This window comes from Micromonospora sp. WMMD967 (assembly GCF_029626165.1).
Taxonomy (GTDB): domain Bacteria; phylum Actinomycetota; class Actinomycetes; order Mycobacteriales; family Micromonosporaceae; genus Micromonospora; species Micromonospora taraxaci.
Window position 1 is genome coordinate 496,891 of sequence record NZ_JARUBK010000001.1, and the last position, 14,125, is coordinate 511,015.

Consider the following 14,125-nt stretch of genomic DNA (forward strand, 5'->3'; position numbering starts at 1 on the left):
CGGGCCGGTCCGTTCACGCGTCCGTGACCGGCCAGGAGCGGAACGAGATGTCCAAGCTGGCGACCAGTTGGTGGTACGAGCGGTCGAGTTCGCGGGGCAGGCCGAAGCCGCCCGCGGCCTCCAGGGCGACGAAGCCGTGCAGGGCGCTGCGCAGGGCACGGGTCGCGTCCACGGCGTCGTCGCCGGTGAGCCCGTACCCGCGCAGGACCGCGAAGATCGCGCCGACCGCGCGCTCGCCCGCCTCGACGTGCTCCGGATCGGTCGGGTCGGGCACCTGCTGCGTCGCCGGGTAGCGGCCGGGGTGCCGGTGGGCGTAGTCGCGGTAGGCGTCGGCCATCGCCCGCAACGCGTCCCCACCCGAGCGACCGACGGCGGCGGTGGTCAGCTCGGTGGCCAACTCGGCGGTGGCCAGGGCGGACAACTTCTGGGCCAGCGCGTCCGCACCCCGTACGTGTTTGTAGAGGCTGGGCAGCGCCACCCCGAGCCGGCCGGCGAGCGCGGCCAGGGTGAGCTGCTGGTAGCCGACCTCGTCGGCCAGCCGGGCGGCCTCCCGCACCACTGTCTGCTGGTTGAGACCGACCCTAGGCACCGGTGCACACCGCCAGGAAGCCGAGCAGCTCGTCGGCCGTACGCTGCGGCCGGTCGGCGTGCGGGTAGTGGCCGGATTCCTCGATCATCCGAGCCTCGGCGGTGCGGAACAGCCGCCGGGCGGCTCGCGCCTCGGCCCCCGGGTCGGGGAAGTCCGGGTCCTTGGCGCCCATCAGCACCAGCACCGGCTGCCGCACCTGCGGGGCGCGGGCCGTCCAGTGCGGCTCGACCGGCACGATCACGCCGCGCATCGCCGCCATCCGGCCGGGCTCGCGCAGGTTGGCCACCATCGAGCTGCGGTACGCGGCGTCGTCGGCGGGTCGGTGCACCGGGAACAGCGTCTTGTGGAACATCCCGAACAGTCGGGGGCTGTGCAGCACCGACCACATCGCCAGCCGCACCAACGGGTTGAGCTTGGGCTGACCGACGAACGCGCCGACCTGCACGATGCCGCTGACCAACTCGGGCGCGTCGGTCGCGGCGAACACCACCGCCGCCGCGCTGGACGAGCTGCCCACCAGCACGGCCGGACCGGCGTCGATGTCGCGGACCACGGCCAGCAGGTCCGCGCCGACCTCCGCCGGCGCGTACGTGGGCCAGCCGACGCTGGACTCGCCGTGGCCCCGCACGTCGACCGAGGCGACCCGGTGGCCGGCCGCGACCAGCAGCGGCACCAGGTGCCGGTAGCTCGCCCGGTTTTCTCCCATGCCGTGCGAGAGGACGACCAGAGGGCCCTCGCCGTGCACCTCGTACGCGATGTGGCCGCCGTCGCGGCGAACCTGGCTAGTTGTCATAGCCCTAAAGCTAACAGGGTTAGCCGAGTTCGACAAGTCGCAGGTGCGAACGGGCCGGCGGGACCACAGGGGTCACCGCCGGCCCGTCGACCGCATCCGTACTACTTCTTGGAGACCAGAGCCCGGCCGAAGAAGACCAGGTTGGCCGGGCGCTCGGCGAGCCGGCGCATCAGGTAGCCGTACCACTCGTCGCCGTACGGGACGTAGGTCCGAACCGTGTAACCCTCGCCGGCCAGGCGCGCCTGCTCCTCCGGGCGGATGCCGTAGAGCATCTGGAACTCGAAACGCTCCGGCCCCCGGTCGAACCAGCGAGCCCGGTCCTCACCGATGGCGATCATCCGAGGGTCGTGGGTCGCCAACATCGGATAACCGTCGCCGGACATCAGGATGTTCATGCACCGCACGTACGACTTGTCCACCTCACGGGCCGATTGGTACGCCACCGACTCCGGCTCCTTGTAGGCACCCTTGCACAGCCGCACCCGCGAGCCGGCGGAGGAGAGCTCCCGGCAGTCCGACTCGGTCCGACGCAGGTACGCCTGGAGCACAGCACCCGTCGACGGGAAGTCCTTGCGCAGCCGGCTCAGCACCTCCAGGGTCGAATCCGTGGTGGTGTGGTCCTCCATGTCCAGGGTGACGGTGGTGCCCGCCGCGTCGGCCGCCGCGCAGATCGCCCGCGCGTTGTCGTACGCCAACTGCTCGTCGAACATCTGGCCGAGCGCGGACAGCTTCACGCTGACCTCGGCGGCCGGGGTGAGCCCGGCGGCGGCGAGCAACTTCAGCAACTTCAGGTATTCGTCACGGGTGGCGATGGCCTGTTCGGGGGTGACGGTGTCCTCGCCGAGGTGGTCGAGGGTGACCGCGAGGCCGTCGTCGACGAGCCCGCGGGTCGCGCGCAACGCGTCGTCGGTGGCAGCGCCGGCGACGAACCGGCGAACGACGTCCCGGGTGTACGGGGCAGTCGCGACGAGCCGCTCGACCTGGGATGACCGGGAGGCGGCGAGGATGACGGAACGGAGCATGAGCCGAGCGTAACGCCCCTGCCGGACCCTCCGCCGAGGGGCGGCCGGGGCTGCGGTGCTGGCGCGCATCGGCTACAACGATGCCGTGGACCAACGCCCCCGCCGCCGGCTCCGGTCGGCCTCCGTGCAGCTCGGCGCGCTCACCGCTCTCGCGCTCGCCCTCTCCGGCTGCAACATGACCTCGGACGACGACGATGACGACGACTGCGCCCTCGGGCCGGTCGGCGGCGGCGACACCGTCGCGCTGGCGATGCGGGTCCCCGACCCGGCCGCCGGTCGCGGCGCCCCGGAGCCGACCACCGCCGCCCTGCCCGACCGAGGCGGGTTCGGCACCCACCTCGCCGCCTGCGGCGGCTGAGATGCGCCGGGAGACCGTCACCCCGCGGCCCGACTGGAACACCAGCATCCGCGAGCAGGGCCTGATCTACGTCGACACCGAGCTGCCCGACGGCGGGATCATGTCGTACTGGGACGAGACCGCCGCGTACGCCTTCGACCTGGACGAGGTGCTGCGGCTGGAGGAGGCCACCGAGGAACTGCACCGCATGTCGGTGGCCGCCGCCGAACACGTGGTGGCCCACCGCCGGTACGCCGAGTTCGGCATCCCGGCCTGGGCGACCGACGCCGTGGCCAGATCGCTGCGCGAGGCGCCACCCACCCTCTACGGGCGCTTCGACCTGGCCTACGACGGCACCTGGCCCCCGAAGATGCTGGAGTACAACGCGGACACCCCGACCGCGCTGGTCGAGGCGAGCATCATCCAGTGGTACTGGCTGGAGCAGAGCCGGCCGGAACTGGACCAGTGGAACAGCCTGCACGAGCGGCTGGTCGGCACCTGGGCGAAGATCGGGGCCGGCTTGCACGAGCCCCGCGTGCACGTGCTCTGGTCGAACGAGGAGGAGTCCGGCGAGGACCACATGACCGCCGGTTACCTCGCCGAGACGGCCCGACAGGCCGGCCTCAGCGTCACGTTGCAGCCCATCCAGGACATCGGCTGGGACGGTCGGCGCTTCGTCGACGCCGACGACCAACCGGTGACCACCTGCTTCAAGCTCTACCCGTGGGAGTGGATGCTGGCCGAGCCGTACGGGCCCGCGGCGCTGGCCCCGGGCACCCCGACCACCTGGATCGAACCGGCCTGGAAGCTGCTGCTGTCCAACAAGGCGTTGCTCGCGGTCCTGTGGGAGCTGTACCCCGACCACGAGTACCTGCTCCCGGCCTACCTCGACTCGCCGCGCGGCATGCCGGAGTACGTGGCCAAACCGCTGCTCGGCCGGGAGGGCGGTTCGGTACGCATCGTCACCGCCTACGAGGAGATCCACAATCCGGGGATCTACGGTGACGAGGGCTGGTGCTACCAGGAGTTCCGGGCGCTGCCGCAGTTCGCCGGCAACCGGGTGGTGCTGGGCAGCTGGATCGTCGACGGCGAGTCGGCCGGGGTCGGGGTGCGGGAGAGCGCCAGCCTGATCACCGACGGCTACGCGCGGTTCCTGCCGCACTACATCGACGCGCCACGCGCCCCGTGAGTCGTCTACCGTTGGGGGCGTGAACTTCGACGCGTACGCCCGGACCGGTGTTGACCTGGTCAACGCCCGCCTGGACGACCTCGACGACCTGCGTGCCCTCTTCACCGAGGACCACTCCTGGATGAGCGACGAGGTCGTGGAACGTGATGTGGCGATTTTCCGGCGGGCGCAGAAGCGACTGCGGGACGTCTTCGAGTACGGCACCTCGGGGCGCGACGCCCAGGCGGTGACCGAGCTGAACGCGCTGCTGGAGGCGTTCCCGGTGCAGCCGCGCATCTCCGGGCACGACTCCAGCGACTGGCACATGCACGTGACCAGCCGGGGCGCGTCGGTCAGCGCGGAATACCTGGCCGGCGCGGCCTGGGGGTTGTCGGTCTGGCTGTGCGAGTACGGCAGCGCCCGCTTCGGGGTCTGCGCCGACGAGCGCTGCGGCAACGTCTACCTGGACACGTCGTCCAACTGCTGCCGGCGGTTCTGCTCCGAGCGCTGCGCCACCCGCTCGCACGTTGCCGCGCACCGGGCCCGCAAGCGTGCGGCGGTCGGTGAGCAGGTGACTGTCGCGGCGCAGCCGACCGGCGGCGTCGATTCGCTCTCGCCGGTCAGCTGACACCGCCCTCGTCGGGCGGACCGGTCAGGCGTCGACCGGGGACGACGCGGTCAGGTGTTGGCGGGCGAACTCCAGCGCGGCACGCAGGTCCGCCTCGCGTACCGCGCGGCTCTTCGCGCCCCGGGTGGCGACCTCCACCGCTACCGCACCGGTGAAGCCACGCCCGGCCAGCGAGGAGAGCAGCTCACCGCAGGGCTGGGTGCCGCGACCGGGCACCAGGTGCTCGTCGCGTCCCTCGCCGGTGCCGTCACCGAGATGCACGTGCGCCAGCCCGGCACCCATCCGGTCGGCCATTTCGAGCGGGTCGCTGTGCGAGGCCGCGCAGTGCGAAAGATCCAGGGTGTACGCCGGGTAGCCGGTGTCGGTGGGATCCCAGCCGGGGACGTACGGGACGAACTGCCGCCCCGCCATCCGCACCGGGTACATGTTCTCCACCGCGAACCGCAGGCCGGGGAACCGGTCCCCGACTCCTGCCAACCCCTCGGCGAAGTTGCGGGCGTAGTCCCGCTGCCAGGTGAACGGAGGGTGCACCACGACGGTCGGCGCCTCCAACGTCTCGGCCAGCTCGGCGGCCTTGCGCAGCCGCTCCCACGGGTCCGGACTCCACACCCGCTGGGTGACCAGCAGGCAGGGCGCGTGCACCGAGAGCACCGGCACACCGTAGTGCTCCGACAGGCCGCGCAACGCGCCCGCGTCCTGGCTGACCACGTCGGTCCAGACCATCACCTCGACGCCGTCGTACCCGAGTGCCGCAGCCAGTTGGAACGCCGCCGCGGTCGGCTCGGGAAAGACCGACGAGCTGGACAGGAGCACGGGAACGCGGGAAGTCACATCAGCCAGCGTAGCCGGGCGGCGCTCAGGACATCGTGACGAGCGCCGGCAAACCACCCGAAACCGGAGCCCCGATCAGATCGGTTCGAGTTGATCGAGCCGGCGGAGGATGACCCCCTCACGCAGGGCCCAGGGGCAGATGTCCAGCGAGTCGATGTCCAGCCGGCGCAGCACCGCCTCGGCGACCACAGCGCCGGCCAGCAACTGGTGGGCCCGACCGGAGCTGACCCCCTCCAACTCCATGAGCTGAGCCGGTGGGATGTGCCGGATGAACCCGATCACCTGCCGCAGCCCGGCTCGGGTCAGGCTGCGCCGCACCCACAGCCCGGCACCGGACGGCGCCGCCCCGGCCAGCCGGGCCAGGGTGCGGAACGTCTTCGAGGTGGCCACCGTACGGTCCCAGCCGACCTGGGTGATCTGGTCGGCCACCTTGTCCAGCCGACCCTCGACGTACTCCCGGAGCTTCTCGACGGCCTCCGCCGACGGCGGCGCCGCGCTGGCCGGGTCGACCCGCAGCCGCTCCCGGGTCAGCCGGCCGGCGCCGAGCGGCAGCGAGATCGCGACGTCCGGGTCCTCGTCGATCCCGGCCGCGATCTCCAGGGAGCCGCCGCCGATGTCCAGCACCAGCAGCCGCCCCGCCGACCAGCCGAACCAACGCCGGACGGCCAGGAACGTCATGCGCGCCTCGTCCGCCCCGGAGAGCACCGCCAGGCGTACGCCGGTCTCGTCGCGGACGCGGGCCAGCACGTCGGCCGCGTTGGTGGCGTCACGCACCGCGGACGTGGCGAACGCGATCAGGTCGTCGGCCTCCAACCCGGCGGACGCCGCCTTGGCCATGCCGACGGCCTTGACCAGGCCGTCCGCGCCCGCCTCGGTCAGCGCCCCGTCGGGGCCGATCTGCTCGGCCAGCCGCAGCACCACCTTCTCCGAGTGCGCGGGCCACGGGTGCGCGCCGTGATGCGCGTCCACCACGAGGAGGTGAACCGTGTTGGATCCGACGTCGAGGACACCCAGTCGCATGATGAAGACCCTAGGCGCAACACGTTTGCGCGGCTCGCCGGCCTGCCGACCGCACCGCGCGTACGCTGGGCCGGGTGACGATGGAGCTCCGTGTGCTGGTGGACGACCCGGGCGATCCCCGTAGCCGCGAGGTGCCGCTGGACTTCCCCCGGGAGTGGATCGAGTTCGCCGACCCGGCTGACGAGACGCACCTGATCCGGGCCGACCTGACCTGGCTGCTGTCCCGCTGGACCTGCATCTTCGGCAAGGGCTGCCACGGCATCATCGCCGGCCGCGCCGCCGACGGCTGCTGCTCGCACGGGGCGTTCTTCACCGACTCCGACGACGAGAAGCGCGTCCGCAGCGCCGTCAAGCGGCTCACCCCGGCGACTTGGCAGCACTTTCAGCGCGGGTTCAAGAACTGGACCGACGAGGACACCATCGACGGCAAGAACCCGGCCCGCCGCACTGCCACCCAGGGCACCGAGGGTCCGTGCGTGTTCCTCAACGACGCCGACTTCGTCGGTGGCGGCGGCTGCGCCCTGCACGCCCAGGCGTTGCGCGACGGGGTCCACCCGCTGGAGTACAAGCCGGACGTCTGCTGGCAACTGCCCATCCGCCGCGATCAGGACTGGGTCAAGCGGCCGGACAACTCCAAGGTCCTGGTCTCCACCCTGTCCGAGTTCGACCGGCGGGGTTGGGGAGCCGGCGGGCACGACCTGGACTGGTGGTGCACCTCCTCGACGGACGCGCACGTCGGCACCGAGCCGATGTACCTGTCGTACGGGCCGGAGCTGACCGCGCTGATCGGCGCCGCCGCGTACGAGCGGCTGGCCGAGCTGTGCGCGGCCCGGACCCGGCAGGGCATGGTCGCCCCGCACCCCGCCGACGAGCTGTAGCTGATCAGCGCAGGGCGTCGTCGACGAGGGTGCGGGCGCTGCGCCGGGCCGCGTCGGCGATCGACGGGTCGGCGTCCAGCACACCGCTGGCGAGCCCGCCGTCCAGCAAGAGGGTGAGCTGCCGGGCAAGCAACTCTGGTTGGGCCGCGCCCGCCTGACGGGCCAGTTCGGTCACCCAGGCACGCACCACGGTCTTGTGTTCCACCGTCCGGGCGTGCACCCGGCTTCCGTCAGGTGATTCGGCGGCGGTGTTGATGAACGCGCACCCGTGGTAGCCGTCCCGGCGGCACGCGCCCGCCAACGCGTCGAACATGCCGACCAACTGCTCGCGCGGCTCGTCGCCGGCGTCCCGCGCCGCGGCGCGCAACGCCCCGAACCACGCCTGGTCGACCCGATCCAGGTACGCCAGCACGAGATCGTCCTTGCGAGGAAAGTGCTTGTAGAGCGTCGCCTTGGCCACGCCCGACTCGGCGATCACCGTGTCCACCCCTACGCCGCGCGGCCCGTGCGCGTAGAACAGCCGGAACGCCGTGTCCAGGATCCGGTCCCGGGCCCCGCCGGCCGGAGTGCGCTGCACGGACATCGGTACTCCCTCGAAGGCGTGGTGGCAGGCGCGATCCTACAGACAGTTCCGTCTGCATCCTGTGCCGACCCGCAGCCCAACGCCTCCCGTGGACCCTGTCGAGCTGCCCCATATCCGGGGCGCGGCGCTTCAGGCGGGAGGGATTGAAACCGCGCGCGATCTGCCAGGAACGGGAGGATCCCCGCGATCCAGGCAGCTTCCCCGCGAGGACCCCTGCGCTGGAGCTGCCCCGGATCCGGGGCAGCTCTACAGGCGAGAACAGGAGTCCAGCCTGCCGACCGGTCCGCCTCGCAGGTCCGGGGGCGGGGCCGTCCTTCGGGACAGCAGTAGACAGACCTGTCTGTTAGTCTGCGGAAAATCGGCGCGAGCCCACCCTTCCCGGAGGATCGATCCACATGCGTATCGCGGTTCTTGGCACCGGCTCGGTCGGACAGGCTGTCGCAGCCCGCGCCGCCGAGCTGGGCCACCAGGTCACCATCGGCACCCGTGACGTCGCGGCCACCCGGGCCGGCGCCTACGCCGCCTGGGCCGCCGAGCACCCTGGGGTCGGCTTGGCGACCCTGACCGCAGCGGCCGCCGACGCGGAACTGGTGGTCAACGCCACCAGTGGCAGCGGCTCCCTGCCGGCGCTCACCGCGGCCGGCGCGGCGAACCTGGCCGGCAAGGTCCTGCTCGACATCGCCAACCCGCTCGACTTCGGTGCGGGTTTCCCGCCCACCCTGACGGTGCACAACACCGATTCCCTCGCCGAGCGGATCCAGCGGGAGTTTCCGCAAGCCAAGGTGGTCAAGTCGCTCAACACGATGACCGCCGAGCTGATGGTGCACCCGCGCCGGCTCGCCGACGGCGCGCACAGCGTCTTCGTCTCGGGCGACGACGATGAGGCCAAACGGATCGTCACAGGGCTGCTCGTCAGCTTCGGGCACACCGACGTGATCGACCTCGGTGACCTCTCCACCGCCCGGGGCACCGAGATGATGTTGCCGCTCTGGTTGCGGCTCTACGGTCGGCTCGACACCGCCGACTTCAACATCAAGGTCGTCCGCTGACCGAGCGGGAACAGACCGAAGGGGGCCTGCGCCGAGCGCGGGCCCCCTTCGCGTACGCCGATCACGGCTCGAACTTGTAGCCCAGACCCCGGACGGTGACGATGAAACGGGGCGCGGACGGCTCCGGCTCGATCTTGGAGCGTAGGCGCTTGACGTGCACGTCCAACGTCTTGGTGTCACCGACGTAGTCGGCGCCCCAGACCCGGTCGATGAGCTGACCCCGGGTGAGCACCCGGCCCGCGTTGCGCAGCAGCAGCTCCAGCAGCTCGAACTCCTTCAACGGCAGCTGCACTGCCCCACCGTCGACGGTCACCACGTGCCGCTCGATGTCCATCCGCACCGGCCCGGCGGCCAGGGTGGGAGCACCCGCCTCGGCCACCTCCGGGCTCTGCCGGCGCAGCACCGCCCGGATCCGGGCGACGAGCTCGCGCGGCGAGTACGGCTTGGTGACGTAGTCGTCGGCACCGATCTCCAGCCCGACCACCTTGTCGATCTCGCTGTCCCGGGCGGTGACCATGATGATCGGCACGGCCGACCGCTGCCGCAGTTGCCGGCAGACCTCCGTGCCCGACATCTCGGGCAACATCAGGTCGAGCAGCACGATGTCGGCGCCGGTCCGGTCGAACTCGGTGAGGGCGTCGGTCCCGGTCGCGGCGACCGAAACCTCGAAACCCTCCTTACGGAGCATGTACGACAAGGCGTCGGAGAACGACTCCTCGTCCTCGACCACCAGAACGCGGCTCAACGGGGATTTCCTTTCCATTGCTGTCAGACCTGCCGTAGCCCAGCCGGACCGGAGTCGATCCCAACCGGCGGCAGTGTCGCCAGAAGGTCGTCCGGTGGACTGGCGGGCAGCCGGAGGGTGAACGTCGACCCACCACCAAGAGTGCTCGACACCTCGACCCGTCCGCCATGGTTGCTCGCGATGTGTTTCACGATCGCCAGTCCGAGCCCGGTGCCGCCGGTGGCACGGGAGCGGGCCTGGTCGGCTCGGTAGAACCGCTCGAAGATCCGGTCCACGTCCGTCGGGGCGATGCCGATGCCCTGGTCAGTGACGGCGACCTCGACGTGTTCCTCGTCGCCGCGGAGGGTGACCCGGACCGTGGTGTCCTCGCCCGAGTAGTTGATGGCGTTCTCCACCAGGTTCGCCACCGCCGTGGCGAGTTGGGAGTCGCTGCCGTACGCGGTGAGGCCACGCTCACCGTCGACGGTCACCTCGACCCCCCGGGCGGAGGCCGTGGTGCGGGTCCGGTCGACCACCTCGGCGATCACCCAGTCCAGTGCGACCGGCTCCGGTGGCGGCTGCGGTTCGGCGCCCTGCAACCGGGTCAACTCCAGCAACTCCTGCACCAGCCGGCCCAGCCGGGTCGACTCGTGCTGGATCCGTTCGGCGAACCGGCGGGCTGCGACCAGGTCCTCGGAGAGGTCGGGCGCCGCGGTGTCGGCTGGCTCGGTCGCGTCCAGCAACGCCTCGGCGAGTAGTTGGAGCGCCCCGATCGGGGTCTTGAGCTCGTGGCTGACGTTCGCCACGAAGTCGCGGCGTACGCGGGTCAGGCGGTGCGACTCGGTCACGTCGACCGCCTCGACCGCGATGAAGCCGTTGCCGATGCCCATCGCCCGTAGGTGCACGCCCAGCGGGTTCTCCCCCGCGCCGTCGCGACCTCGGGGCAGGTCCAGCTCGATCTCGCGCCGCACGCCGGTGCGTCGCACCTGGCCGGCGAGGGTACGGATCAGCGGGTGCGCGGCGATCGAGCCGGGGGTGCTGCCGGTGCGCAGGAGCCCCATCGCGCGGGCAGCCGGATTGATCAGCACGGGAACGTCGTCGTTGTCGAGTACCACGACACCGGCCCGGAGCGAGTCGATCGTCCGGCGGCCGAGCCCGGTCTGCTGCTCGTCGGCTATCGCGGGCCTCCCCCTGCTCCAGCGGGAGCTCACGCTGCCCGTCGACGTGGAGCGACCGTCCCGCGCGGGCAGGAACCGGGGCAGCAGGAAACCGGCGGCCATCCCGGCCACCAACGCCACGGCCACCACGACCGCCACCGCCCACTCCACCCGGCGATCGTAGGGGCATTGTTAACCTGGCTACCACACAGATCGGGACGAACTACCCTCGCTTCCGAAAGTGTTCACCAGTGCGTCTGGCGTCGTTCACCGTGGTTCATCAGGGGTCCGTCCGCGCGACCTACCGTTGGCGTCACACCTGCTCAACCCCCTGCGCCGGCAAGCGTCGGCGGCGACCGACCACAGGACGTGATGATGCGCGACGAGTTCCGGGCCGACCTCCAGATCGTCAGCCAACTGCTGGTGGACATGGCGGAGGGCGTCCGCGCCGCCATGCGCCAGGCCACCCGGGCCCTGCTCACCGCCGACCGGCAGTCCGCCGAGACGGTCATCGAGCGGGACGCCGAGATCGACGACCTCTACCGGCACGTCGAGGAGCGGGTCTGTGACCTGCTCGCCCGACAGGCGCCGGTCGCCTCCGACCTCCGCGCGATGATCACCGCGCTGCACGTGGCCGCTGACCTGGAGCGGATGGGCGACCTGGCCGAGCACGTGGCGAAGACCGCGCTGCGCCGGCACCCCTCGCCGGCCGTCCCGGCCGAGCTGCGGGCGGTCTTCACCGAGATGTCCGAGATCGCCGACCGGATGGCCGTGAAGATCGGATCGGTGCTGGCCAAGCCCGACGCCGACCTCGCCAGCGAGCTGGACGGCGACGACGACGCCATGGACGAGCTGCACAAGAACCTGTTCGCGGTGCTGCTCGGCGACGACTGGCCGTACGGGGTGGAGACCGCCATCGACGCCACCCTGCTGGGCCGCTTCTACGAGCGCTTCGCCGACCACGCGGTCAACGCCGGCGAGCACGTGATCTACCTGATCACCGGAGAGAGCAGCCCCACCAGCACCAACTGACGCGAAGAAGAAGGGCCCCCGCATCGCGGGGGCCCTTCTTCGTGGTCAGCGGCCCTGGTTGGCGACCGCGGCGGCGGCTTCCTTCGCCGCCGTCGGGTCGAGGTACGTGCCGCCCAGGCTGAGCGGACGCAGCTGCGGGTCGAGGTCGTAGCGCAGCGGGATGCCCGTCGGGATGTTCAGCTTGGCGATCGCCTCGTCGGAGATCTGGTCGAGGTGCTTGACCAGAGCGCGCAGCGAGTTGCCGTGCGCGGCCACCAGCACCGTCCGGCCGGCCAGGATGTCCGGCACGATCGAGTCGTACCAGTAGGGCAGCATCCGGTCGACGACGTCCTTGAGGCACTCCGTCCGGGGCATCAGCTCGGTCGGCAGCAGCGCGTAACGGGGGTCGCCCACCTGCGACCACTCGTCGTTGTCGTCGATCGGCGGCGGCGGCGTGTCGTACGACCGGCGCCAGAGCATGAACTGCTCCTCGCCGTACTCGTCGAGGGTCTGCTTCTTGTTCTTGCCCTGCAGGGCGCCGTAGTGCCGCTCGTTGAGCCGCCACGACCGGCGCACGGCGATCCAGTGCCGGTCGGCGGCGTTGAGCGCCAGCTCGGCGGTGCGGATCGCCCGGCGCATCACGCTGGTGTGCACGACATCCGGCAGCAGGCTGTGCTCGCGCAGCAGCTCGCCGCCGCGCCTCGCCTCGCCCTCGCCCTTCTCGGTCAGGTCGACGTCCACCCAGCCGGTAAAGAGGTTCTTGGCATTCCAGTCGCTCTCACCGTGTCGCAGCAGGACCAGCGTCCCGACGGTGGGCCCTTCGCTCGCAGTCATGCGGATCATCCTGCCTCAACCGGCGAGTGGACACGCGGGCACCCGTCGTGACGACCACCACGTGAAAATGCGGATGACCAGCGGCTCCGCCCGCCACTAGGGTTGTAAGGCACGGCAGTCACATCGGTCATTACATGCAAACGGGGCGCCATATGCGGACGATGCGGAGTTGGTTCCGGGACACCACCGGCGGCCTACCGACCACCTTCTGGTACCTGTGGTCAGGGACCCTGATCAACCGACTCGGCTCGTTCGTCCTCGTCTTCCTCGCCATCTACCTGACCCAGGAACGCGGCTTCTCCGCCTCCCAGGCCGGGCTGGTGATCGGGCTCTGGGGCGTCGGCGGCGCGTTCGGCACCACAGCGGGTGGCACCCTCGCCGACCGGTGGGGCCGGCGACCGACGCTGCTCACCGCACACGTGGGCGCTGCCGCCATGATGCTCGCGCTCGGGCTGGCCCGGGACCTCTGGGCGGTGGCGCTGGGCGCTCTGCTGCTCGGCATGTTCGCCGAGGCGGCCCGGCCCGCGTTCGGCGCGATGATGATCGACGTGGTGCCGGCGAAGGACCGGCTGCGCGCGTTCTCGCTCAACTACTGGGCCATCAACCTGGGCTTCGCCTGCGCCGCCGTCCTCGCCGGTCTCGCCGCGCAGGCGGACTACCTGCTGCTGTTCGTGGTCGATGCCGGCACCATGCTGGTCACCGCGCTGATCATCTTCGTCAAGGTGCCGGAGACCCGGCAGTCCGGCGCATCTACCGCCACCGCGTCGAAGGTCTCGCGCGGCGCACTGCGCACGATCCTCACCGACCGGGTCTACCTGGGCTTCGTGGCACTCAACCTGTTCGCCGCGCTGGTCTTCCTCCAGCACATCTCAATGCTGCCGATCGCGATGGGCGACGACGGCCTGAGCCCCGCCACCTACGGCTCGGTCATCGCGCTCAACGGCATACTCATCGTGGTCGGCCAGCTCTTCGTACCCCGACTGATCCGGGGTCGGAGCCGCTCACACGTGCTGGCCCTGGCGTCCGTGGTGATGGGCGTCGGTTTCGGGCTGACGGCGTTCGCCGGCACCGCCTGGTTCTACGGGTTGACGGTGCTGATCTGGACGGTCGGCGAGATGTTGAACTCTCCGTCCAACTCGACGCTGATCGCCGAGCTGTCCCCGGCCGAGCTGCGCGGTCGCTACCAGGGCGTGTTCTCCCTCTCCTGGCAGATCGCCGGTGCCAGCGCGCCGATCCTGGGCGGCCTGGTGCGCGAGCATGCCGGCAACGACGCGCTCTGGTACGGCTGCGCCGCGCTGGGCGCCCTGACCGCGGTGGCCCACCTGGTGTCCGGGCCGGCCCGGGAGCGGCGCGCCACCGAGCTACGTCGCTCCGGCGAAGCGTTGGCCCCCGTCACCGCCGACCGGGGAACCCAGCCCGCCGAGGCCGTCGCCTGACGACACGCCCGAAGATCAGCCCTGGACTGGCGCGACGCGGCTCAAGTTTTCTACCGTGCAGAGGA

16 protein-coding genes are annotated in these 14,125 nt (G+C 71.1%); 7 read left to right on the forward strand and 9 right to left on the reverse strand.

What is annotated here, in order from left to right; translation table 11 throughout:
- Positions 1-13 precede the first annotated feature (13 nt).
- The 3 genes from O7631_RS02355 to O7631_RS02365 all read right to left on the reverse strand — a co-directional run bounded on the left by O7631_RS02355 (position 14) and on the right by O7631_RS02365 (position 2,404).
- A complete protein-coding gene (locus O7631_RS02355) occupies positions 14-589 on the reverse strand; it encodes a TetR/AcrR family transcriptional regulator (protein WP_269682204.1) in 576 nt (191 codons plus the stop codon).
- Entirely contained in the window at positions 582-1,382 is an 801-nt protein-coding gene (locus O7631_RS02360; protein WP_278142812.1) for an alpha/beta hydrolase, read from the reverse strand. The genes O7631_RS02355 and O7631_RS02360 overlap by 8 nt, the downstream gene beginning before the upstream one ends.
- 101 nt (positions 1,383-1,483) lie before the next feature.
- Positions 1,484-2,404 carry a proline dehydrogenase family protein gene (locus tag O7631_RS02365; protein ID WP_278142813.1) on the reverse strand — a complete coding sequence of 307 codons (921 nt, stop codon included), beginning with the start codon at positions 2,402-2,404 and terminating at the stop codon, positions 1,484-1,486.
- An 85-nt stretch (positions 2,405-2,489) separates the two neighbouring features.
- Here O7631_RS02365 and O7631_RS02370 point away from each other — a divergent pair, with 85 nt between their 5' ends.
- The 3 genes from O7631_RS02370 to O7631_RS02380 are packed head-to-tail and all read left to right on the forward strand — an operon-like array spanning position 2,490 to position 4,537.
- Positions 2,490-2,762, forward strand: a complete 273-nt coding sequence (locus O7631_RS02370) for a hypothetical protein (RefSeq protein WP_269682201.1) — start codon at positions 2,490-2,492, stop codon at positions 2,760-2,762.
- 1 nt (position 2,763) lies between these two features.
- Entirely contained in the window at positions 2,764-3,930 is a 1,167-nt protein-coding gene (locus O7631_RS02375) for a glutathionylspermidine synthase family protein (RefSeq protein WP_278142814.1), read from the forward strand.
- Between the two features lie 19 nt (positions 3,931-3,949).
- Positions 3,950-4,537 (forward strand): CGNR zinc finger domain-containing protein, encoded by a 588-nt coding sequence (locus O7631_RS02380; protein WP_278142815.1) that lies wholly within the window; start codon positions 3,950-3,952, stop codon positions 4,535-4,537.
- A gap of 24 nt (positions 4,538-4,561) precedes the next feature.
- On the opposite strand, the gene O7631_RS02385 is transcribed toward O7631_RS02380, so the two are convergent.
- Both O7631_RS02385 and O7631_RS02390 read right to left on the reverse strand, forming a co-directional pair.
- Positions 4,562-5,368 carry a sugar phosphate isomerase/epimerase gene (locus O7631_RS02385; RefSeq protein ID WP_088987451.1) on the reverse strand — a complete coding sequence of 269 codons (807 nt, stop codon included), beginning with the start codon at positions 5,366-5,368 and terminating at the stop codon, positions 4,562-4,564.
- A gap of 75 nt (positions 5,369-5,443) precedes the next feature.
- Positions 5,444-6,388 carry a Ppx/GppA phosphatase family protein gene (locus O7631_RS02390; RefSeq protein ID WP_278142816.1) on the reverse strand — a complete coding sequence of 315 codons (945 nt, stop codon included), beginning with the start codon at positions 6,386-6,388 and terminating at the stop codon, positions 5,444-5,446.
- An 80-nt stretch (positions 6,389-6,468) separates the two neighbouring features.
- Between O7631_RS02390 and O7631_RS02395 the strand changes: the two genes are divergently transcribed.
- A complete protein-coding gene (locus O7631_RS02395) occupies positions 6,469-7,266 on the forward strand; it encodes a hypothetical protein (protein ID WP_278147818.1) in 798 nt (265 codons plus the stop codon).
- A gap of 4 nt (positions 7,267-7,270) precedes the next feature.
- Here the strand turns inward: O7631_RS02395 and O7631_RS02400 are convergent, their stop codons facing one another.
- Positions 7,271-7,849 carry a TetR/AcrR family transcriptional regulator gene (locus O7631_RS02400; RefSeq protein ID WP_278142817.1) on the reverse strand — a complete coding sequence of 193 codons (579 nt, stop codon included), beginning with the start codon at positions 7,847-7,849 and terminating at the stop codon, positions 7,271-7,273.
- 395 nt (positions 7,850-8,244) lie between these two features.
- Between O7631_RS02400 and O7631_RS02405 the strand changes: the two genes are divergently transcribed.
- Positions 8,245-8,898: an NAD(P)-binding domain-containing protein gene (locus O7631_RS02405; protein ID WP_278142818.1), complete on the forward strand. Its 654-nt coding sequence runs from the start codon at positions 8,245-8,247 to the stop codon at positions 8,896-8,898.
- Between the two features lie 61 nt (positions 8,899-8,959).
- On the opposite strand, the gene O7631_RS02410 is transcribed toward O7631_RS02405, so the two are convergent.
- Both O7631_RS02410 and O7631_RS02415 read right to left on the reverse strand, forming a co-directional pair.
- Positions 8,960-9,643, reverse strand: coding sequence for a response regulator transcription factor (locus tag O7631_RS02410; protein ID WP_030329696.1), 684 nt, complete (start codon positions 9,641-9,643; stop codon positions 8,960-8,962).
- Between the two features lie 23 nt (positions 9,644-9,666).
- A complete protein-coding gene (locus O7631_RS02415; protein WP_278142819.1) occupies positions 9,667-10,950 on the reverse strand; it encodes an ATP-binding protein in 1,284 nt (427 codons plus the stop codon).
- A 204-nt stretch (positions 10,951-11,154) separates the two neighbouring features.
- Here O7631_RS02415 and phoU point away from each other — a divergent pair, with 204 nt between their 5' ends.
- Positions 11,155-11,811 (forward strand): phosphate signaling complex protein PhoU, encoded by a 657-nt coding sequence (gene phoU / locus O7631_RS02420; protein ID WP_278142820.1) that lies wholly within the window; start codon positions 11,155-11,157, stop codon positions 11,809-11,811.
- Positions 11,812-11,856: 45 nt separating this feature from the next.
- Here phoU and O7631_RS02425 read toward each other — a convergent pair whose 3' ends face one another.
- A complete protein-coding gene (locus O7631_RS02425) occupies positions 11,857-12,624 on the reverse strand; it encodes a phosphoglyceromutase (protein ID WP_088987447.1) in 768 nt (255 codons plus the stop codon).
- A gap of 152 nt (positions 12,625-12,776) precedes the next feature.
- Between O7631_RS02425 and O7631_RS02430 the strand changes: the two genes are divergently transcribed.
- On the forward strand, positions 12,777-14,060 hold the full coding sequence (locus tag O7631_RS02430; RefSeq protein ID WP_278142821.1) for an MFS transporter: 1,284 nt from the start codon (positions 12,777-12,779) through the stop codon (positions 14,058-14,060).
- The last annotated feature ends 65 nt before the right edge of the window (positions 14,061-14,125 follow it).